18 protein-coding genes are annotated in these 20,303 nt (G+C 68.7%); 13 read left to right on the top strand and 5 right to left on the bottom strand.

From position 1 onward, the window contains the following. Window positions 1-717: 717 nt before the first annotated feature. Entirely contained in the window at window positions 718-1,059 is a 342-nt protein-coding gene (locus AC3WRT_RS08250; RefSeq protein WP_492720994.1) for a hypothetical protein, read from the bottom strand. Between the two features lie 2,062 nt (window positions 1,060-3,121). On the opposite strand from AC3WRT_RS08250, the gene AC3WRT_RS08245 reads away from it, so the two are divergent. The 6 genes from AC3WRT_RS08245 (at window position 3,122) to AC3WRT_RS08220 (ending at window position 9,124) form a co-directional block, all read left to right on the top strand. Continuing rightward, window positions 3,122-4,129 carry an AAA family ATPase gene (locus AC3WRT_RS08245; protein WP_492720993.1) on the top strand — a complete coding sequence of 336 codons (1,008 nt, stop codon included), beginning with the start codon at window positions 3,122-3,124 and terminating at the stop codon, window positions 4,127-4,129. A gap of 140 nt (window positions 4,130-4,269) precedes the next feature. Further along, window positions 4,270-4,947, top strand: coding sequence for a hypothetical protein (locus AC3WRT_RS08240; RefSeq protein WP_492720992.1), 678 nt, complete (start codon window positions 4,270-4,272; stop codon window positions 4,945-4,947). A 357-nt stretch (window positions 4,948-5,304) separates the two neighbouring features. After that, window positions 5,305-5,787, top strand: coding sequence for a hypothetical protein (locus tag AC3WRT_RS08235; RefSeq protein ID WP_492720991.1), 483 nt, complete (start codon window positions 5,305-5,307; stop codon window positions 5,785-5,787). Window positions 5,788-5,958: 171 nt separating this feature from the next. Next, entirely contained in the window at window positions 5,959-7,272 is a 1,314-nt protein-coding gene (locus AC3WRT_RS08230) for an ABC transporter substrate-binding protein (RefSeq protein WP_492720990.1), read from the top strand. Window positions 7,273-7,547: 275 nt separating this feature from the next. Then, the gene (locus AC3WRT_RS08225) at window positions 7,548-8,273 is read left to right on the top strand and encodes a carbohydrate ABC transporter permease (protein WP_492720989.1); all 726 of its coding nucleotides are present in this window, start codon (window positions 7,548-7,550) and stop codon (window positions 8,271-8,273) included. Then, complete coding sequence (locus AC3WRT_RS08220) at window positions 8,273-9,124, top strand: carbohydrate ABC transporter permease (RefSeq protein WP_492720988.1); 852 nt, start codon at window positions 8,273-8,275, stop codon at window positions 9,122-9,124. Before AC3WRT_RS08225 ends, AC3WRT_RS08220 begins: the two co-directional genes overlap by 1 nt. Window positions 9,125-9,165: 41 nt before the next feature. Here AC3WRT_RS08220 and AC3WRT_RS08215 read toward each other — a convergent pair whose 3' ends face one another. From AC3WRT_RS08215 to AC3WRT_RS08205, 3 genes are read right to left on the bottom strand one after another with little or no spacing between them, the layout of a single operon-like run. Continuing rightward, window positions 9,166-9,531 (bottom strand): hypothetical protein, encoded by a 366-nt coding sequence (locus AC3WRT_RS08215; RefSeq protein WP_492720987.1) that lies wholly within the window; start codon window positions 9,529-9,531, stop codon window positions 9,166-9,168. A 38-nt stretch (window positions 9,532-9,569) separates the two neighbouring features. Continuing rightward, complete coding sequence (locus AC3WRT_RS08210) at window positions 9,570-10,709, bottom strand: carbohydrate kinase family protein (protein WP_492720986.1); 1,140 nt, start codon at window positions 10,707-10,709, stop codon at window positions 9,570-9,572. Window positions 10,710-10,766: 57 nt separating this feature from the next. Then, entirely contained in the window at window positions 10,767-11,144 is a 378-nt protein-coding gene (locus tag AC3WRT_RS08205; protein ID WP_492720985.1) for an ArsR/SmtB family transcription factor, read from the bottom strand. Window positions 11,145-11,197: 53 nt separating this feature from the next. Here AC3WRT_RS08205 and AC3WRT_RS08200 point away from each other — a divergent pair, with 53 nt between their 5' ends. From AC3WRT_RS08200 to AC3WRT_RS08185, 4 genes are all read left to right on the top strand, one after another. After that, window positions 11,198-12,277, top strand: coding sequence for a cation diffusion facilitator family transporter (locus AC3WRT_RS08200; RefSeq protein ID WP_492720984.1), 1,080 nt, complete (start codon window positions 11,198-11,200; stop codon window positions 12,275-12,277). Window positions 12,278-12,347: 70 nt separating this feature from the next. Continuing rightward, entirely contained in the window at window positions 12,348-13,709 is a 1,362-nt protein-coding gene (locus AC3WRT_RS08195) for a 6-phospho-beta-glucosidase (protein WP_492720983.1), read from the top strand. A 14-nt stretch (window positions 13,710-13,723) separates the two neighbouring features. Beyond that, window positions 13,724-14,482 (top strand): LamB/YcsF family protein, encoded by a 759-nt coding sequence (locus tag AC3WRT_RS08190; RefSeq protein ID WP_492720982.1) that lies wholly within the window; start codon window positions 13,724-13,726, stop codon window positions 14,480-14,482. Between the two features lie 2 nt (window positions 14,483-14,484). Next, on the top strand, window positions 14,485-16,143 hold the full coding sequence (locus AC3WRT_RS08185; protein WP_492720981.1) for a 5-oxoprolinase subunit B/C family protein: 1,659 nt from the start codon (window positions 14,485-14,487) through the stop codon (window positions 16,141-16,143). On the opposite strand, the gene AC3WRT_RS08180 is transcribed toward AC3WRT_RS08185, so the two are convergent. Continuing rightward, the gene (locus AC3WRT_RS08180) at window positions 16,120-17,187 is read right to left on the bottom strand and encodes a LacI family DNA-binding transcriptional regulator (protein WP_492720980.1); all 1,068 of its coding nucleotides are present in this window, start codon (window positions 17,185-17,187) and stop codon (window positions 16,120-16,122) included. The genes AC3WRT_RS08185 and AC3WRT_RS08180 overlap by 24 nt on opposite strands. A 117-nt stretch (window positions 17,188-17,304) precedes the next feature. Between AC3WRT_RS08180 and AC3WRT_RS08175 the strand changes: the two genes are divergently transcribed. From AC3WRT_RS08175 to AC3WRT_RS08165, 3 genes are read left to right on the top strand one after another with little or no spacing between them, the layout of a single operon-like run. Further along, window positions 17,305-18,429 (top strand): substrate-binding domain-containing protein, encoded by a 1,125-nt coding sequence (locus AC3WRT_RS08175; protein ID WP_492720979.1) that lies wholly within the window; start codon window positions 17,305-17,307, stop codon window positions 18,427-18,429. A gap of 3 nt (window positions 18,430-18,432) precedes the next feature. Next, window positions 18,433-19,452 (top strand): ABC transporter permease, encoded by a 1,020-nt coding sequence (locus tag AC3WRT_RS08170; protein WP_492720978.1) that lies wholly within the window; start codon window positions 18,433-18,435, stop codon window positions 19,450-19,452. Continuing rightward, the gene (locus tag AC3WRT_RS08165) at window positions 19,449-20,297 is read left to right on the top strand and encodes an ATP-binding cassette domain-containing protein (protein WP_492720977.1); all 849 of its coding nucleotides are present in this window, start codon (window positions 19,449-19,451) and stop codon (window positions 20,295-20,297) included. Before AC3WRT_RS08170 ends, AC3WRT_RS08165 begins: the two co-directional genes overlap by 4 nt. The last annotated feature ends 6 nt before the right edge of the window (window positions 20,298-20,303 follow it).

Genomic DNA, 20,303 nt, shown 5'->3' with positions numbered 1-20,303 from the left:
TCAGCGTTTTGGGCTTCTGTACGGCGGTCTCCGCATGATGTCCGGGCCGACTCAAGAAATCGAACCTCAGCGGGCGCCTTGTCTGACCATCAGGGACCCGCTGTACGAGAATCCGTACACCGCAAGTACCGATCAGGAGGAGCTGGCGATGGCAGACCTGGGTTGCAACCGGCGCTTTCATCCAAAGGGTGACGAGCACGATCCCAGTGCGTACTGGTTCTTCTGTCGCCTACCCGAGGGCCACGATGGGGACTGTGACTGTCCCGCGGCGCACGAAGGCCCAGGCGACTGGGAGGACTGAATTTGATGCGCCACCCGGTGGGACAACTAGATGCGTGACAGAACGACATCCAGGATTCGGCCGTGGCCGACGGCCGCTCAGAGACGCAGATCGGGATGCGCGCGCCCACACGTACACTTCCCGAAGTTGGAGCGAGCCCTGAACGAACCGGAGAAGGTAATGGGTCTGGAAGACGTCCCGCACGGCGAGTGCGTCGATTGCGGGTCAACCACGTACCTGTGGTGTCAGAAAGTGGACAACTGGCATTGCACAAGTTGCGATACTGACTGCCCATAGCGTCACCACCGTCGACATAGATTGACGCCGCACGGACCGTCCGCTCATGTCCGATGGTCAGTCTCGGCGAAGTGACCCACCCCAGCTGGCAGAGCGAGACGACCCGACATCGTCATCGGCGGGCACGCTTCGGGCGAACCCTAAAGAGGCAGGGAGTCGTAATCCGAGCCGTCTTCGCCGGACTCGTCCAGCGGGCCGTTCTGGTGAGATTCGTCCTCGCCCTCGACGTCATCCGCCTCACCGTCGGCGGAGTCATCCTGCGCCAACACCATCCCCAACTGTGCCTTCGCTTCGTCGGCACGTGCATCGCGCGTCTTGGCACGCGCTGATAGGCGCTTCGTGATGGCAGCCACTCCAACTGTGGCGACCACCGTGACCGCCACCCCTGCGCCAAACGCCTTGGGCACCGCCTTCTCAACGGCGGCTTTCTCAATGGCCGCAATAAATATCTCGACACCGCCCGACCGCTTCGCCTCGGTCACAATGTCTTGGTACTGGCCAAGGTTCCCCATACCGTCTCCCAATTCTTCCTAAGTCAGTTGCCGGCATAAGCCCAGGCACGGACAACCCTATGTCCCATGCCCACCTTCTCGAGACCGAACGCGGCGGTCATAGGACCGAGAGGAAGTTGGCAACCGTGCCTAGCGCGATGCCGCCCGCGGGGAGCCCGACGGTTGATGCTCGTTCACGAGCGCCTGGGGCCAAGCGAGTCTCGACCCCCGAAGGTCGCCGTGGCAGCGGTGATGCCGGAGTGCGAGACCAGAGGACCGATGCGGAACCGGAGGTGGGCCGCCATCCGTTGTTCTTCCTCAGCAACGGCTTCGGAGTGTACAAGCCATACTGCGGCGAGCACGCCGAGACTGCCGAAGGACTAAACCGACGCCCCCAAGATCACACGCAGCCGCCTCCAGGCACAGGCCTTGAAGAGTCATGGTGACCGTCGGATCCTCGCAGTGTGCACCGACAGCGCGGGTGGCTCCCTTATTTCACCCCGAGTCAACTCCTAATGAGGTGGTCCGGAACACCATCAGGGCTGGTCCTTTCCTAGGTCTGTAGCGGCGGGATGACGCACCGCTGCCTAAGGCACTGACTTCCTGGGCTTGGTGCTTTGCCGATGTCCGAGCGTACTCATCGAGCGTCTGAAAGACTTCGGCTCGAGGTTGGGTAGTCGAGCTTCAGCCGCGGCGGATCACGGCCGATGCTCGGCTATCGGGGGAAGCTTGGGGTCGTCATCCCCGTGGCCCGTCGTGAGCTCCCTCACGGAGATGGGCGAGACAGGGGGACGGTAGTAATGAACGCGAATCAGAAGAGCCGGCCTAGACGGCTTGAGTACATGGCTGCTTGGGGGATGCCGCATCCCTGGCTTTGGGCGTTGGTGCCAGCGGGTGCGTGGGCGCTCCTGTACGGGTTTCGGGACTCCATGACTGAGGCCGTTTACACCGGCATCCGCTCGACGATAGGTCTCCTGCTCGTCTACTCCCTCTTCGGCTGTTGCCTTCGGCTGTTTGGCGTCCGCCCTGCGCCGAAGCCCCGACCGACCAGGTCTGAGTCGCCGGAGAAGTAGGCCTCGATCTGGAGCTTTGGCCCGGTCCGCAGGCGGCGGAATGGGCTACCCCTGCCGCAGAGTCAGATAACGCATGCCGCGCCGTTCCTGGGAACCTGTCGGGGCAGGTGGTCACGCTCCGGGTGCGGGCCCGCGGTGATCTGCGACGGCGGAGTCGGGGTCGACGGGCAGGTCTGCGCCATAGAGATGGACGCCCGGCCATCGGGAATGCCTGAAGAGGTGTGCCGACGTTCCCGTTCACTACGTGGTCGGCACCGCCGACGTTCCTGCAGTCGAAACGGCTCCCCTCCGCGGTGGGTAGCAGTCGTGATTTCTGTCGTCGGCTCGACCACTCGGAATGCCCGGCGCGTCGGGTGGACACGGACGGTGGGGCCGCGCACGGTAGGCGGCCGGATGCCGGGTGCTCGGCTTTGGGTCGCTGGTCGGGGAGCAAGCGCGGCGCGGCAGACCCGGACGGCTTGCCGGCCAACAGCCAAAACTGCCGTCGAGCGTAAATGGAGATCGGGACGATTTCCCCTAGGATCTTCCGATAGAACGAGTCGACCGCGGGACGCATCGAGTTTGCCGCCGCTTGCGGCGCACCATCAATCCAAGTCCGCACTGTTCCACTGCACTTGACTCGCCCGCAGTTTCGCTACCACCACACTGGAGTCGCCTTGCCAGCTCACGCAGTAGCTCCTTCCTTGACGAGTATCCGAGTCGATGGCCTCTTCGACAAAGTCTCCCATACGGTTCGACTCAACGACCCCTCGTCCGTGACGATACTCGCAGGGCCAAATGGATGCGGTAAAACGCACACGCTGAAATTGGCCCGAGCCGTACTAGCCATGGATCTCTCGGAGCTCTTGACCCTTCCGTACCGCCGGTTGACCGCGGAATATCGTGGTGGCAGCGTGCTGACCTGTGAACGGGTAGAAACCGACAACTTGGTGGAGGTGCACCTGTGCAGAACTTCCGCCAAAGGCACTCAGACTTTGGTCGTGAACTCCAACGAGTTCGTGGCAGACGAGACCGATGCGCTTCCGGCTTGGATTCATCGAATTGATGCCAACAGATGGTACGATGAAAGGTTGAATCGCTACTTTGGACCGTCTGAGATGCAGCGACGATATGGGCTTACAGTGGGATCTGAGATTCCGCTCCAGAGAGTTCTTGAGGGTAACCCCTGGCTGGCCGAGCTCGTTGCATCCGCCGCGCCAACATTCATTGATACCAAGCGCCTTGATACTCCCATGGGACAGCGAGGCGTGCGTGATGATTGGGTCGCTACTGGAGGCCGGCCTCATGCGCGGGGCGCTGTGGGCCGAATCTCCCAATATACGGAACAGGTTCGAGCGCAAATAGCGGAAGCTCGGCGCGAGTCGCTCGAACGCTCTCAAGATGCCGATGAGTCGTTCGCCTCCAACTTGCTCAAGCGTGCGCGTCGCACTGTGAGGCAACAGAATCTGGTCAACTCCTACCAGCGGTTGTCGCAATTAAGTGAAGAACTCAGTGGCAACGGCCTCGCCGGCAAAGCGGTCAGCGTCACCATCCCAAACGACACCAACCCCACCGAGCGAAGGGTCCTGGATCTCTTCCTCCAAGATTGGGAAAGGAAGCTGCAGCCCCTGCTTCCCGTGCACCGGAAGATCACGGCCCTCAAGAGGATCGTCAATGACAAGTTTGTCGGCAAGAGCCTGACGCTCGATTCTCGCGGTGTGTTGAAGTTCGCGAGCGACGAGGGCAAGGAGGTTCCCGTCGGCGTGCTCTCCTCGGGGGAGCAGCACCTGCTCGCACTCTTCACAATGCTGCTTTTCGCGGCGAACGAAGGGTCGTTCGTGTTCATTGATGAACCCGAGATAAGTCTGCACGCTGCTTGGAAGCATGCGTTTGTGGATGATCTAGAAGTCGTCGCGGAGCTAGCCGATGTGCAAATCGTGTTCGCGACACACTCGACCGCCGTCATCAATGGTCGCTGGGAGCTCGTGCAGGAACTTGGTGTCGAGTGAAGGGGGCACGCTCCCTAAGAGACTATGACAGCCCAGCAGACCGACTGAAGGCGCATCGTCAGGCAGACCGCCGCGGCATCCTCATTGTTGAAGGTCCCGCGGATAGACGGCTCCTCGCTCGAGCCACGCGCGAGCGCTGGGTGATCTTTGTCTGCGGTACTCGAAACAACGTCAAGAAGGTGCTCGATGGCGCCCGGGCGCTGGAAGTGGAGCGCGTCGCTGGCCTAATTGATAGAGACTTTGACGACTATTATGAATCTGAGTGCCTGTCGGACAGTCAGCTCTTCACATTCGACGCCGCAGATTTGGAGGCCCATCTCGTCGACGGCCCTTGGTTCGAGGATCTCTTGGCGGAACTTGGCAGTGACGACAAGGTCACAGCATTAGGTGGAGTCGACCGGGCCAGGGAGCTGGTGACGGGCCCCGCGAGAGCCGTGGGGATACTTAGGCGTGCTAATGCCCGGCATGGCTGGGGTGTCGACTTCGAAAAAGTCGAGTTCGTGCGTAAGGTCAATGCGCAATCCCTCGAACTTGACGCTGACGGACTTATCGCCAGTGTGCGCGCGAGAGTCCCCCGTGAGCAGGTAGACGAGTTTGCCGAGGTGTGCGGTGCCATTCGGGAATCGTCTTCACACGGAATGTACCGAGGAAAAGACGCTCTCGATGTCCTGGCGAAAGGGCTGAGCCGTGCGTTGTCTACTCTTAAGGGCGTTAGTCGAGCAAGCCTTGAAGCAGCGCTCAGGTTGTCCGCGGACGAGCGTCTCTTGGAGTTCGCCCCGCTGCGTGATGTTGACGCAGCAATCGGCGAGAAGCCCTAGGCGTGTGATAGCTGATCGGGACAGGCTTCGTCTGGCCGTTGGAGCCCGCGTCTATGTGGGCGGGATGGGACACGACGACGTGTCATGTGTCATGGGACAGATACGGCGACAGTCGCCGGAGGCGGTGTTTCGCAACCCCGGCCGTTCCTGTCGCCGCCTTGTTGTCAGGCGGCGACAGGGGCTGTCCAGGGGGAATGGTGGTTTCCTCGGCTCGAGCGGTCGATGGAACTCGGACCGCTCGCCTGCGCCTCGTCGGTTCCTGGAGAGGGTCCGCCGCATGATGCCAACGGTTGTCCACGACCTGGTGCCCGCCACGGTCGTACGCTGGACGGGCCGTGATGCACAGGAGGTGGCGAGGTGTCCCTGTCGCAGTGGCGAGAGCAGTGGAGCGACGCGGAGTGGGCCACGCTCCGGTTGGCGCCCGTGTGGGTCCTGAGCGCCATAGCCGGGCGGGTCCGCTTCGACGCCGACGAGCGTGACGCCTTCTGGGAAGCCGTGACCGACGCCGCGCTGCGCAGCACCGGCCCCGGCCGGGAGCTGCTGGGCACGGTCGCTGCCGACCGTCGCTGGGTCTTCGACGAGTTCGAGCTCGACGGCCGGCCCGTCGTCTCCGGGCTGCTGTCCGTGACGCGTCTCCTCGAACGCATGGGTGCCGACACCCGCGACGACGTCCGCGCCAGCATCCTGAGGATCGGCGAGTCGATCGCCCGGGCCCGCGGCCCGTTCGGTCGACGGATGACCCTCGAGGACGAGCAGACCCTGCTGCTCGTCGGGCAGCTCCTCCAGACGGCGTCCGAAGAGGCGAACGACAACCCGCTCGACTCCACCACCGCCATCTGAGCGCCCGGGCCGACCGCGTCCCTCCACACCCCGCAACGTGGAGTGGCCCATCCGGCATACGGGTACGGGACGGGCATACGATCGCTGGGTGGCTGAGGTCGAGCAGCCTGGGATAGCGCCCGCAAGAGATGTGCCCGCACGTCCGGGCAGGAAGGACGCAGGGGAAACCTCATGTCTGACAAGCACATCGGTGAGGCCCTCCGGGCCAACCTGAGCCGTCGGTCGCTCTTCGCCCTCGGCGGTGCCGCAGCGGTAACGGGAGTCCTCGCCGCGTGCGGCGGCAACACCGGACGCGAGCCCGCAGCCACCGGTGGTGCGAGTGGCGGCGCCAGCGGCCCGACGCTCAACCAGTGGTACCACCAGTACGGCGAGGCCGGCACCCAGCAGGCCGTCGAGAGGTATGCCGCCGCCTACAAGGACGCCACCGTCAAGGTCAGCTGGAAGCCCGGCGACTACGACCAGTCCACCGCCGCCTCGCTGCTCACCAATGCCGGTCCCGACGTCTTCGAGTACGGCAACGGCCCGACCATCGACATGATCAAGGGCAACCAGGTCGTCGACCTCACCGACGTCATCGGCGACACGAAGTCCGACTTCAACCAGGGCCTGCTCGAGCGGATGAGCTTCGACGGCAAGACGTATGCCATCCCGCAAGTCATCGACATGCAGCTGCTCGTCTACCGCAAGTCGATGCTCGACAAGGCCGGCGTCACGCCGCCGCAGACCATCGACGAGCTCATCGACGCCGCGAAGAAGCTGACGCAGGGCAACGTCAAGGGGCTCTTCCTCGGCAACGACGGCGGCGCCGGCCTCATGGGCGGCCCGATGCTGTGGTCGGCCGGCCTCGACTACCTCACCAAGGACAACCAGTTCGGCTTCGACGACCCCCGCGCCGCGACCGCGCTCGGCAAGCTCCGCGAGATGTGGGACGCCAAGGTGCTGCTCCTCGGCGCGCCCAAGGACTGGTTCGACCCGTCGGCCCTCACCGCGGGCCTGACCGCCATGCAGTTCACCGGCCTGTGGACCTTCCCCGACATCAAGAAGGGACTCGGCGACGACTTCGGCGTCATGGCCTGGCCCGGCCTCGACGGCAGCGGCAAGCCCTCCGTGCCGGTCGGTGCCTACGGCTCCTGCGTCAGCGCGAAGAGCAAGGACGTCGAGGCCGCCAAGAAGTTCGCCAAGTGGCTCTGGGTCGACCAGACGGCCTACCAGCTTGACTTCGCGACGGCCTACGGCTTCCACATCCCGTCCCGCACCAGCCTGATCAGCCAGGCGAGCACCCTCAAGAGCGGGCAGGCGGCCGAGGCGGCCAAGCTCGCCACCGACGTCGGCCACGCCCAGAGCCCGATCCTCTGGACGCCGAAGTGCGCGACGGCCTTCGGTGACGCGATGAACCGCATCGTGAAGGAGGGTGCCGACCCGGCCGGCGAGATCGCCAAGGTCAAGGCCGTGGCCGACCCCGAGCTGAAGCGGGTCCTGGCCTGACAGCGCAGGCCGACCGGGCGGCATACGACCGCGGGACAACCGGGTCGTCAGCCGGCGGGGCGACGGCAGCTCGGACGCCGAGGCCGTCGCTCGGTCGCCGCCTGCGCGGACGCCAGGACCGCAACCTGTGGTTCTGGGTCTTCGTCGGGCCGTTCGTCCTCGGGCTGGTCGTCTTCGTCTACGTCCCGATCGCCTGGTCGATCTACCTGTCGTTCTTCGAGTCGTACAACACCGTCACGCCGACGAAGTTCGTCGGCGCCGGCAACTACCTCGACATGGTGCGCGACCCGGCGTTCCGCAGCAGCCTGCTGACCTTCCTCGCGTTCGCCGTCTTCATCGTGCCGACGACCTTCGTGGTCTCCCTCGGCGCAGCCCTGCTCGTCGCGCGCACCCGCGTCATGCAGTCGTTCTTCCGGTCGGTCTTCTTCCTGCCGACGGCGTGCTCCTACGTCGTGGCGGCGCTGATCTGGAAGATGTCGATCTTCAGCGGCATCCGCTCGGGCCTGGCCAACGCGGTGCTCGGCTGGTTCGGCGCCGACTCCGTGCCGTGGCTGAGCCTGGCCAACCCGCCGTGGTACTGGCTCGTCATCGTGACGGCGCGCCTCTGGCTGCAGGTCGGCTTCTACATGATCCTCTTCCTCGCCGGCATCCAGCGGATCAGCCCGACGCTCTACGAGGCGGCCGCGATCGACGGCGCCGAGGGGTGGAAGGTCTTCCGCCACATCACCCTGCCGCAGCTGCGCGCCACGTCGACCGCGGTGCTGCTGCTCCTGCTCATCAACGCGTTCCAGGCGTTCGACGAGTTCTACAACATCCTGTCGACGTTCGGCACCTACCCGCCCTACGCGCGGCCGCCGCTCGTCTACCTCTACTACACGGCGCTCGGCTCGGGCCAGGACTTCGGCCACGGGTCCGCGGGCGCCGTCATCCTCACCCTGATCATCGCCGTCATCGCGGTGGCGCAGGGCCGCATCCTCCGACTCGGCGACAGGGGCGACTGATGGCGATCGTCCGCAGCAAGCGGCAGTCCCGCGTCACGGGCTGGGCCCGCTACAGCGCCCTCGCGCTCGGAGCCGTGCTCTTCCTGATCCCCTTCTACCTCCTCCTGCGCAGCGCCTTCATGCGCGAGCAGGACCTCGGCTCGCCCGACTTCAACTGGCTGCCGCCGCAGTGGGAGACCTCGAACCTCACCGGCCTCTTCGCCAACCCGGCGATCCCGATGGCGCGCAGCCTGCTCAACTCCGGCCTCATCGCGGTGACGCAGACGGTCGGCGTGCTCGTCGTCTCCGGGCTGGCGGGCTACGGCCTGGCCCGCATCCCCTACCGCTGGTCCAACGCCGTCTTCTACTCGATCACCGCGACGCTGCTCATTCCGGCAGCCGTGACGTTCGTGCCGAGCTTCGTCCTCGTCTCGACCCTCGGCTGGATCTCGACGCTGCGCGGCCTCATCATCCCGGGTCTCTTCCAGGCGCTGGCGACGTTCCTGTTCCGTCAGTTCTTCCTCGGCTTCCCGAAGGAGATCGAGGAGGCCGCCTTCATCGACGGCCTCGGCTACTGGGGCACCTTCTGGAAGATCGTCGTCCCGAACTCGATGGGTTTCGTCGCAGCCATCGGCACGATCACCTTCATCGGCTCCTGGAACGCCTTCCTCTGGCCGCTCGTGATCGGCCGCGACCAGGAGTCGTGGACGGTGCAGATCGCGCTGTCCACGTTCCTCACTGCGCAGTCGGTGGAGGTCAGCCAGCTCTTCATGGCGGCGCTCGTCGCGATCGTGCCGCTGCTGCTGATGTTCCTCTTCCTCCAGCGCTGGATCGTCGAGGGCGTCGAGCGCACCGGCATCGCCGGCGACTGACGGCGTATGCGGTGTGGCGCGGGGCTGCCTGAGCCGCCCGCTCAGCGGCGGCGGCGCAGGTGGTCGGGGGCCGGCATACGGCGTACCTCGACGCTCCAGAAGCGCACGACGAGCGCGTAGTCGGGCACGAGCGTGACCCGGTGCTCGAAGCCGCCGTCGGCGGTCTGCACCAGCTCGGACCGCTCCACCTCGGCGGCGGCCGCGACGGCGCGGTCGAGGTCGCGCCGGTTGGTGTGGAGCACGACGGCACCGACGTAGGTGATGTGGGCCAGCTCGTGGCCCCGCTCGGTGTCGCCGGCCAGCAGCGTCCACGAGAAGGAGTCCGAGGCGACGGACCAGTCCTGCACCTCCGCACGGTGCAGGTCCAGGTCGCTGAGGTCGCGCACGTCCGCGGGGAGGTCGGTCACCGCACCATCTTGCCCGGACGGACCGGATCGTCCGGCGGTCAGTCGGCCGGGTGCACGTCAGCGCGCCGGGCGATCGTCGCGGTCGCGCGCCGGCAGGCAGTGACCGGGACGCGGGGCACGATCTCGTCGAGGAAGGCGAAGCGGCGCCGCAGCGAGCGGTGGTACGCGTCAGGGCTCGGACTCGAGACCAGCGCGGTCCACCAGTCGGCGAGGTCACCCCAGCCCGGTGCGGCCAGGGAGCCGCCGTACTGCTGGAGGGCCAGGCCGGCGCACAGGCTGGCGAAGGCCATCCGCTGCTCGAGGGGCCACTCGGCGAGGGTGCCGACGAGCACCGCGGCACCGAAGACGTCGCCGGCGCCGGTCGGGTCGACCTCCTGCACGCGCAGCGACGGGACGCGGGCCTCCTCCCCGGTGCGGGCGTCGACACCCAGCGCGCCGTCGGCCCCGTCGGTGACGATCGCGACGGGCACCCGATCGGCCAATGCCCACACCGCCTCGAGCGGGGACCGCGTGCCGGTGTAGGCCATGGCCTCGACGGCGTTCGGCATGAACACGTCACAGCGGTTTAGACGGTCGAGCACGTGCGGCGACCACTGCTCCGCCGGGTCCCAGCCGACGTCGGCGAAGACGAGGGCGCCGTCGTCGCGGGCCTGGTCGATCCACGTGCGGCCGCCGGCCCCCCAGAGCTCGTCCTCGCCGAGGTCGACCATGACGGCGCGGGACCGCGGGGGCGTACCGATGAGCTCGCTCGCCGGCACCGGCGAGGGGTGGCCGTGCGAGACCATGCTGCGGTCCCGGTCGACCGACATCGAGACCGTGACGGGGCTGTGCCAGTCGGCGAAGCGGCGGCTGCGGCTGAGGTCGATCTCCTCCTGCTCCTCGAGGGTGCGCCAGCAGAAGTCGCCGTAGTCGTCGTCGCTGAAGGCCGCGGCGAGGCCGGTGCGCAGGCCGAGGCGGCGGGTCGCGATGGCGAGGTTGGCGATGCCGCCGGGGCAGGAGGCGAGCCCGTCGGCCCACACCTCGGTGCCCGGCTTGGGGGCGTTCGGCAATCCGGCAAAGATCATGTCGAGGAAGACCGTGCCCCAGACGAACACGTCCAGTGGCGGCTCGTCGGCGGTGCGACGGGACGCGAGCGGGTCGAACGTGTGGTGGGCCGGCACGCGTCCATGGTCTCGCATCGTCGCGCGCGACTCGCCGCGATATCCCGACTTGCGTATGCCGTGGGGCGTGCCCGGTCAGCGGCTGTGGGTCGCGCCTGACATCCGGTGCTGGTGGTCGGCCTCCGTGCCGAGGTCCTGATCGGCGTGGTCGGCGTGGAAGAGGGCCTCCGCCAGCAGGGCGTGCACGTGGGCGTCGGCGGCGGCGTAGTAGACGAAGGTGCCCTCGCGACGGCCGTGCACGAGACCGGCCAGGCGCAGCTTCGCCAGGTGCTGGCTCACGGAGGTCGGGCTCACCGCGGCGAGGTCCGCGAGGCAGGAGACCGAGGACTCCCCTTGGAGCAGGGCCCACAGCAGCTTGATGCGCGTCGGGTCGGCCAGCATGCGGAAGGTCTCGGCGGCCAGGGCGGCCTGCTCGTCGGTGGGCATCGAGAGGTCCGGCAGGTGGGCGTGCATGACGAGACCCTACTGCCTGCATACCTTCGCACATGTGCAGATAGGCTCGGTCCATGGCGTCGACCACCCCGCCCGACCAGGCGTACGACCACGACCACGACCATGGGCACGAGCATGACCACGGGCACGAGCATGACCACCACCACCACCACGACCACGACCACGACCACGGGTCGGGGTGGATCGCCCGCGTCCGGCATGCCCTGACCCCGCACTCGCACGACCCCGCGGACTCCATCGACTCGGCCCTGGAGTCCAGCGCCCGAGGCATACGCGCCGTGCGGATCAGTCTCGTGGGCCTGGCGGTGACGGCGGTGCTCCAGCTCGTCGTGGTCCTCCTCTCCGGCTCGGTCGCCCTGCTGGCCGACACCATCCACAACTTCTCCGACGCCCTGACGGCGGTGCCGCTGTGGATCGCGTTCCTGCTGGGCCGGCGGGCTGCGACCCGTCGCTACACCTACGGCTACGGGCGCGCCGAGGACCTCGCGGGCCTCTTCGTCGTCGCGATGATCGCGCTGTCCGCCGTGATCGCCGGCTGGGAGGCGGTGCGCCGGCTGCTCGACCCCGCGCCCGTCGACCACCTCGGCTGGGTCGCCGTCGCCGGGCTGGTCGGCTTCGTGGGCAACGAGGTCGTGGCGCTCTTCCGGATCCGGGAGGGGAAGGCCATCGGCTCGGCGGCGCTCGTGGCGGACGGGTACCACGCGCGCACCGACGGTCTGACGTCGCTCGCGGTCCTCATCGGCGCCGGGGGCGTCGCGATCGGGTGGAGCTGGGCCGACCCCGTCGTCGGCCTCGCCATCACGCTCGCCATCGTTCTGGTCCTGCGCACGACGGCCCGTGACGTCTTTCGCCGGTTGCTGGACGGGGTCGACCCCGAGGTCGTCGAGCGGGCGGAGGTGGCCCTTCGCGACTCGGCCGGCGTGCTCGGGGTCCGCCGGCTGCGGATGCGCTGGGTCGGGCACGAGGTCATCGCTGACGCGGTCCTCGACGTCGCCGCCGACCTGTCGCTGCGTGAGGCGCACGATCTGGCGCACCGCGCCGAACGCACGCTGATCGCTGTCGTGCCGAAGCTGACCGAGGCGGTCGTGCACGCGTACCCGCTGTCCCCCTCGAGCGGCCACCAGGCGCCCTGACGCTGGGCGGTCCGTCGCGCTCGCGTGGCTCGGCCCGCAGGTCTTGGTACGGTCCGATGGTGGTGTCGCTATGAAGCTGGTCATCCTCGGCGGGGGCGGCTTCCGCGTGCCGCTCGTCCACGGTGCGCTGCTGAGTGACACGGCCGACCGCCGGGTCACCGAGGTGGTCCTGCACGACGTCGACGCCACCCGGCTCGACGTCATGCGCGGCGTCCTCTCGGCCCAGGCGGCCACGCAGGGCGGCGTCGCGGTGGCACCGCCCTCCGTGAGCGCGACCACCGACCTGGACGCGGCGCTCGCGGGCGCGGACTTCGTCTTCTCGGCGATGCGGGTCGGTGGCCTCGAGGGGCGCACCGCCGACGAGCGGATCGCCCTCGACCTGGGGCTGCTCGGCCAGGAGACGACCGGTCCCGGTGGCGTCGGCTACGGCCTGCGGACGGTGCCGGTCGCGCTCGACGTGGCCGAACGCGTACGCCGTCTGGCGCCCGACGCGTGGGTCATCAACTTCACCAACCCGGCCGGGCTCGTGACGCAGGCCATGCAGTCGGTGCTCGGCGATCGCGTCGTCGGGATCTGTGACTCACCGCTCGGTCTCGCGAAGCGGGCCGCCGGCGCCCTCGGCCGCGACCTCGACGACCTCGAGATCGACTATGCCGGCCTCAACCACCTCGGGTGGCTCACCGGCCTGCGACTCGACGGGCGTGACCTGCTGCCCGACCTGCTTGCCGACGAGGTGGCGCTCGGCGGGATCGAGGAGGGGCAGCTCTTCGGCACCGACTGGCTGCGCTCGCTCGGCTCGCTGCCCAACGAGTACCTCTTCTACTACTACTTCACGCGTGACGCGATCGCGCAGATCGCCGGCGCGGACCAGACGCGGGGTGAGTTCCTCGTCGGGCAGCAGGCCGGCTTCTACACGGACGTGGCGGCCGCGCCCGGTGAGGCCTGGGAGCGCTGGGACGCGGTGCGCCGGGAACGCAACGCCACCTACATGCAGGAGACGCGGGAGGACGACGACGGGCAGGCCCACGAGCGCTCCGCGGCCGACGTGGAGGGTGGCGGCTACGAGGGCGTGGCGCTGGCGCTGATGGCGGCCATCGCGCGCGACGAGCCCGCCCGGCTCATCCTCAACGTCCGCGGCGGCGGCGCGGTCGCCGGCCTCCCCGACGATGCCGTCGTCGAGGTGCCGTGCCGTGTGGACGCAGCCGGACCGGTGCCGGTGGCGGTGAGCCCGCTCGCCGGCCATGCGCTCGGGCTGGTGCAGCAGGTCAAGGCGGTCGACGAGCTCGTCATCCGTGCGGCCGTCGAGCAGTCGAGATCCCTTGCGGTGCAGGCTTTTGCGCTCCACCCGCTCGTCGACTCGGTGACGGTCGCGCGCGAGCTGCTGACGGCATACGAGAAGCGCCTGCCCGACTTCTACTCCGGCCTGAAGTGACTTGGGTCCCGCTGATGCGCCTCGACCTCAACGCCGACGTCGGTGAGTCCTACGGCGCCTGGACGCTCGGCAACGACGCCGCCGTGCTCAACGTCGTGACCAGCGCCAACGTCGCCTGCGGCTTCCACGCCGGGGACCCGCTCACCCTGCGCACGACGTGCCGGTATGCGGCCGAGCGGGGCGTCGTCGTCGGCGCCCAAGTGGGCTACCACGACCTCGTGGGCTTCGGCCGGCGCTTCATGGACGTCCCGCCGGACGAGCTGTCCGCCGACATCATCTACCAGCTCGGTGCCCTGTCGGCGGCGGCTCAGGTGGAGGGCACCCGGGTGGCCTACGTCAAGCCCCACGGCGCCCTCTACAACGCAGTCGTCCACCACGAGGGCCAGGCGCGGGCCATCATCGAGGCCGTGGTGGCAGTCGACAGCTCACTACCGGTCCTCGGCCTGCCCCAGAGCCTCATGCTGGAGCTCGCCGCCGACGCCGGGCTCCGCCCCGTCACGGAGGCCTTCGCCGACCGCGCCTACACGCCCGAGGGTCGGCTCGTCCCGCGAACCGAGCCTGGCGCCGTGCTCCTCGAACCCGCAGAGGTGGCGGCGCGGGTGGTCCGGCTCGCGCTAGAAGGCGTCGTGACCGCGGTAGACGGCACGGACGTCGAGGTTCGGGCCGAGTCCGTGTGCATCCACGGCGACACCCCCGGTGCCGTCGTCATGGCGAGAGCCGTGCGTGCGGCACTCGAGGAGTCGGGCGTCGAGATTCGCCCCTTCGTGGGCTGAGCGTGGAGGCGCGGGCGCTGCCGATCGGCGGCGCAGCCCTGCTCGTCGAGGTCTCGGACACCGTTGCCGCCCTGGCTTTGCGGGCGCACTTGGCAGCGCTCGTGGGCCGCGGTCACGGCGTCTGGGCCGCGGTTGACGACCTCGTCGTCGGAGCCCGCACCGTGCTCGTCACGCTCGCCGACGCCGACAGGTGGGCACAGGTGGCGCGCGAGTGCGTCGAGGAAGCTGCGGCGGTGGAGCCCGCCGCCGCCGCGGCCGCGGACGCCGTCGAGGCCGCTGCGGGTGAGGTCGTCGAGGTCGCGGTGCGCTACGACGGGCCCGACCTCGACGAGGTGGCACGCCTCACCGGCCTCACTCGCGAGGAGGTGGTGGAGGCGCACACGGGACGCACCTGGCGGGTCGGATTCGGCGGCTTCGCACCGGGATTCGCCTACCTGGTCGACGGGGACCCGCGTCTTCAGGTCCCCCGTCGCACCGAGCCGCGCATCCGCGTGCCGGCCGGATCCGTCGCGCTCGCAGGCGAGTTCAGCGGCATCTACCCTCGGGACTCGCCCGGCGGCTGGCAGCTCATCGGCACCACCAACGCCGTGCTCTGGGACGTCGACCGCAACCCGCCTGCCCTGCTCGCTCCCGGCCGCCGGGTCCGCTTCGTCGCAGAGGCGGCGCAGGCCTCGACCTCGCCGCCGACAGCCCCGCTGACCACCCAGCAGACCGCAGCCCGAAGTCTCGCGCCTGGCTCGTCGCCCGCACTCGAGGTGCTCGCCACCGGCCCGCTCACCCTCGTCCAGGACCTGGGCCGGCCGGGTCTGGCCGGCATGGGAGTCGGGCCCTCCGGCGCCGCCGACCCCACGGCATACCTGCTCGGACTGCGCCTGGTGGGGCATCTGCTGGACGCCACCCACCCACCTCCCGCGGCGGCCGCCCCGGCCTCGCTCGAGGTCACGCTCGGCGGCCTGAGGGTGCGCGCCCGGGGTGACCTGCTCGTGGCCCTCACCGGCGCCGAGTGCCGGGCCGACGTCGACGGCCGGCCCGTTCCCCAAGCCGCACCGGTCGCCCTGACCGACGGGCAGGTGCTCACTCTCGGCGCTCCTGCCGCGGGCCTGCGGACGTGGCTCGCCGTGCGCGGCGGCGTCGCGGTCGCCCCCGTGCTCGGGTCGCGGTCGACCGACACGCTGGCACAGATCGGCCCACCGGCGCCAGCCGTCGGGGACGTGCTGCCCGTGGGACGGCCGCCCGCAGCGTTCCCTCTCGTCGAGGTGGCGCCGCAGCAAGCGCCGGCGGGCGGCGAGGTCGTGCTTCTCGTGGATCCTGGCCCTCGGGCCGACTGGTGCGATCTCACGGGCGTCGAGGACTCGGCGTGGACCGTCTCCCCGAGGAGCAATCGTGTGGGGATACGACTGGAGGGCAAGCAGATCCGCAGGAGTGAGGCGTATGCCGAGCGCGAGCTCCCGAGTGAGGGCCTCGTCGCCGGGGCGGTGCAGGTCCCTCCGGGTGGTGAGCCCGTCGTCTTCCTCGCCGACCACCCGGTGACGGGTGGCTATCCCGTCGTCGCGGTGCTGACCAGGGCGTCGGTGTCCCGGGCCGCGCAGCTGCGCCCGGGGCAGCCGGTCCGACTCCGTTGGGCGCAGCGGCGCCGGTCAGGCCGGGGGGATCTCTCCTGACCCGCGCATGACGAGCGTCGGCTCGATGATGACGCGCCGCGGGGGCGAGGTGTCACCCGCGATCCGCGAGAAGAGCAGCCGACCGACCTCTGCACCGATCTGGGCGACGTTCTGGCGGACCACGGTCAGGGCCGGGTCGACCAGGTCGGCGAGCGGGAAGTCGTCGAAGCCGACGACCGCGACCTTGTGCACCAGCCCGAGCGACCGAAGCGCCCTGACGGCCCCGATGGCCAGGTCGTTGCGCCCGGCGAACACCGCGGTCGGGGGAGAGTTGCTGCGGTAGAGGCGGCGCACGGCCTCACTGGCCGCCTCGGGGGTGCGCAGGTCGACCACCTCGAGGGCGCCGTCCGCCGGGATGCCGGCAACCTGGAGCACTTCGCGGTAGCCGCGCAGGCGGTCCGTCGCCGTCTGGATGTTGGACAGGTCGCTCAGCATGGCGATCCTCCGGTGTCCGTGCCGGACGAGGTGCTCGACCGCGTGGCGCGCACCGAGCACGTTGTCGACGGTCACCGAGTCCGCGTCGACGCCGTGGGGCAGGCGGTCGACGAAGACCATGGGCAGTCCCGCCCGCAGCTCGGGGGCGAGGTACTCCTGCCGAGACGTGGCCGGCATGAGCACGAGGCCGTCGACGCGACGCGCGACCAGGCCTCGTACGAGGGCGATCTCACGGTCCGGCTCCTCGTCGAGGCTCGCTGCCAGCACGGCAGTGTGCTGGGTCCTCGCGACGTCCTCCAGCGAGCGCAGCAGGCTCGCCGAGAAGCTGTTGCTGATGTCCTGGAAGAGCGCGCCGATCGTCCCCGTGCGACCGCCCGACCGGCGCAGGTTGCTGGCGTGGACGTTGTGGGTGTAGTCGAGCCGGGCGACCGCCTTCTCGACCCGTTCCCGGACGGCGTCGGAGACGCCCGGCTCTCGGTTGACGACCCGCGAGACCGTCTTGAGGCTGACCCCGGAGAGGGCCGCGACATCCTTCATCGTCGCGCGCGTGACCGGCCGGGTCGCGCTGGACAGGGCGCGGCGCCGGGCACCGGGGCCGAAATCGGACATCGTTGTCTCATCCACGTTGCGATTAGTACCGGATCCCTTGACGTGAGGGCAAGTGCACCCTATAAATCGACATGACAACGTTGTCGAACGATGACGTATGACAGAGAGGTCACGTCCATGCAGCGCACATCCCCTCCCCCGTCCACGCGCCGCCTCGGCCGGCGCGCTCTCGTCGCAGTCGCCAGCTGCTCCGTCCTGCTCGGGGCGGCTGCCTGCGGGTCCGACTCGGGCTCCGGGTCTGGCGGCGGAGGCACCGCTGGATCCGGCGACAAGGTTGGCGTCGCCCTCATCACGAAGGACTCGACGAACCCCTTCTTCGTGGCCATGCAGAAGGGCGCGAAGGCAGACGCGGACAAGAACAACGTGAGCCTCACCGTGGCCTCCGGCAAGGCGGAGGGCGACGACGCGGGTCAGATCACCGCGATCGAGGACTCCGTCGCCCGAGGTGACAAGGGCATCCTCATCACGCCGATGAGCACGGGCGTCAACGCGGCGATGAAGAAGGCCCGCGACGCGGGGCTCTACGTCATCGCCCTCGACACGCCCCCGGACCCTGCCAACACGGTCGACATCACCTTCGCCACGGACAACCGCCAGGCCGGCAAGCTCGACGGCCAGTGGGCGGCAGCCCAGCTCGCCGGCAAGCCGGCCACCATCGCGCTGCTCGACCTCTTCAACGACAAGATCGTCTCGGTCGACTACAACCGTGACCAGGGCTTCCTCGAGGGCATGGGCATCGACGTCAAGGACCCGAAGAAGAACGGTGACGAGGACAAGACCGGCAAGTACACCGGCGGCAAGGGCGGCGACTACACCATCGTCTGCAACGAGGCCGGACAGGGCGCCGAGGACGGCGGGCGCACCGCCATGGAGAAGTGCCTCTCGAAGAACCCCGACATCAACCTCGTCTACACGATCAACGAGCCCACGGCCGTCGGCGCCAACGGGGCACTGAAGGCCCAGGGCAAGACGGCCCTCATCGTCTCCGTCGACGGAGGCTGCGCCGGCGTGAAGTCGGTCAAGGACGGCGTCATCGGCGCGACGGCCCAGCAGTACCCGCTGAAGATGGCCACCCTCGGCATGGAGGCCATCGCCAAGGTCGCCACCGGTGGTGCCAAGCCGTCCGTGTCTCCGGGCCTCGACTTCTACAACACCGGGGTCGCGCTCGTGACCGACAAGAAGGTCGAAGGGGTCGACTCCATCACCTCCGACCAGGCCTTGAAGATCTGCTGGGGCAACTGAGCCATGGCGTCCCAGTCGGCTGCCGCCGAGTTCGCTCGGCGGCAGCAGAGCCCGCTCCAGCGCATCCAGCACGTGCTGCACGGCTACCCGTGGCTGAGCCCGCTCTTCATCCTCGTCGTCGCGTTCATCGCCTTCACGCTGCTGAACTCGCGTTTCGCGTCGGCGTCGTCGCTCGGCCTGCTGCTCCAGCAGACCGCCGTCATCGCCGCCCTCGCCATCGGCCAGACCCTCATCATCCTGACCGCGGGCATCGACCTGTCCGTCGGGGCGATCGCCATCCTGTCGATGATGGTGATGGCCACCCTGGCCAAGGACGGCGGCCTCAACGCGGTTCTGGCCCTGCTCGTCGGCCTGGCCCTGGCCGTGGCGGCCGGCTTGCTCAACGGCCTGCTCGTGACGCGGCTCAACCTGCCGCCCTTCATCGTCACCCTCGGCACCCTCAGCATCTTCACGGCCCTCGCGTTGCTCTACTCGGGCGGCTCTAGCATCCAGGCGGATCACCTGCCGGGGCTGCTCAACGTCCTCGGGGAGGGCTTCGGCCCACGAGGCGGCTTCCGGCTGACGTGGGGCGTGGTGGCCGTCGGGGTGATGTACGCCATCGTGGGCTTCGCGCTGTCGCAGACCGCCTGGGGGCGCCACGTGTATGCCGTCGGCGACGACCGCGAGTCTGCGCGCCTCTCCGGCGTGGCGACCGGGCGCGTGCTGCTCGCCGTCTACACCGTCGCGGGGCTCATCTACGGGTTCGCCGCGTGGGTGCTCATCGGACGTTCGGGTGCAGCCACGCCCAACGCCATCGTGGATGCGAACCTCAGCAGCATCACCGCTGTGGTCATCGGTGGCACGAGCCTCTTCGGTGGGCGCGGTCGGCTCGTCGGCACCCTCATCGGTGCGCTGATCGTCCAGTCGCTGGCGTTCGGCCTGTCACTCGCCGGCATCGACCAGCAGTACCGGGTCCTCGCGACGGGTGTGCTCGTGATCGTCGCCGTCTCGGTCGACCAGTGGATCAGGAAGGTCAAGGCATGAGCACAGACGCCGTACCCACCACCACGGACACAGCCGTCGAGCATCGCGGGGTGCTGGCGACGTCCGAACCGAACGGCGACAGAGGTGATCCGGTGCTCTCGGCACGCGGCCTGGTGAAGACCTTCGGCCGGGTCGTCGGGCTCGACGGCGTGGACCTCGATCTCTACCCCGGCGAGGTCTTCGCGGTCATCGGCGACAACGGCGCCGGCAAGTCGACCCTCATCAAGTGCCTGAGCGGCGCCCTCGAGCCGGACTCGGGAGAGATCCGCCTCGACGGCAAGGTCGTCCACTTCAAACGTCCTCAGGACGCCCGTGATGCCGGCATCGAGACGGTCTACCAGCAGCTGGCGGTCATCCCGGCCCTCGACATCGCCAGCAATCTCTACCTCGCGCGCGAGGAGCGACGGCCGGGACCCCTCGGCTCGGTCCTCCGGATGCTCGACAAGAAGGGGATGCGGGTGCGCGCCGGAGAGTCGGTGCGGGGACTGGGGATCCAGACGATCCAGAACATGGCGCAGGCCGTCGAGACGCTCTCGGGTGGTCAGCGACAGGCCGTGGCCGTGAGCCGCGCCGCCGCCTTCGGCGGCAAGGTCGTCATCCTCGACGAGCCCACCGCGGCCCTCGGGGTCAGGGAGGGCAACCAGGTGCTGGAGATGATCCGTCAGCTGCGTGACAAGGGCCTCGGGATCATCCTCATCTCGCACAACATGCCCCACGTGTGGGAGGTCGCCGACCGGATCCACGTCCAACGGCTGGGCGGGCGAGCCGGCGTCATCACCCCGTCCTCCCACTCCATGACCGACGGCGTCGCGATCATGACGGGCGCGATGAAGCTCGAGCAGTAGTCAGTC

The sequence above is a fragment of the Terrabacter sp. FW104-15G4B genome (assembly GCF_058790095.1).
The sequence above is the reverse complement of the archived record's forward strand: the minus strand, read 5'-3'. Positions and strand labels throughout refer to the sequence as shown.

Excerpts from the sequence above, each read along its gene's own strand:
- AC3WRT_RS08195 (WP_492720983.1), top strand. The coding sequence starts at position 12,348 with ATGAAGCTGGTCATCCTCGGCGGGGGCGGCTTCCGCGTGCCGCTCGTC.
- AC3WRT_RS08230 (WP_492720990.1), top strand. The coding sequence starts at position 5,959 with ATGTCTGACAAGCACATCGGTGAGGCCCTCCGGGCCAACCTGAGCCGT.
- AC3WRT_RS08180 (WP_492720980.1), bottom strand. The coding sequence starts at position 17,187 with ATGTCCGATTTCGGCCCCGGTGCCCGGCGCCGCGCCCTGTCCAGCGCG.
- AC3WRT_RS08175 (WP_492720979.1), top strand. The coding sequence starts at position 17,305 with ATGCAGCGCACATCCCCTCCCCCGTCCACGCGCCGCCTCGGCCGGCGC.
- AC3WRT_RS08200 (WP_492720984.1), top strand. The coding sequence starts at position 11,198 with ATGGCGTCGACCACCCCGCCCGACCAGGCGTACGACCACGACCACGAC.
- AC3WRT_RS08220 (WP_492720988.1), top strand. The coding sequence starts at position 8,273 with ATGGCGATCGTCCGCAGCAAGCGGCAGTCCCGCGTCACGGGCTGGGCC.
- AC3WRT_RS08165 (WP_492720977.1), top strand. The coding sequence starts at position 19,449 with ATGAGCACAGACGCCGTACCCACCACCACGGACACAGCCGTCGAGCAT.
- AC3WRT_RS08225 (WP_492720989.1), top strand. The coding sequence starts at position 7,548 with ATGGTGCGCGACCCGGCGTTCCGCAGCAGCCTGCTGACCTTCCTCGCG.
- AC3WRT_RS08210 (WP_492720986.1), bottom strand. The coding sequence starts at position 10,709 with ATGCGAGACCATGGACGCGTGCCGGCCCACCACACGTTCGACCCGCTC.
- AC3WRT_RS08205 (WP_492720985.1), bottom strand. The coding sequence starts at position 11,144 with ATGCACGCCCACCTGCCGGACCTCTCGATGCCCACCGACGAGCAGGCC.
- AC3WRT_RS08170 (WP_492720978.1), top strand. The coding sequence starts at position 18,433 with ATGGCGTCCCAGTCGGCTGCCGCCGAGTTCGCTCGGCGGCAGCAGAGC.
- AC3WRT_RS08190 (WP_492720982.1), top strand. The coding sequence starts at position 13,724 with ATGCGCCTCGACCTCAACGCCGACGTCGGTGAGTCCTACGGCGCCTGG.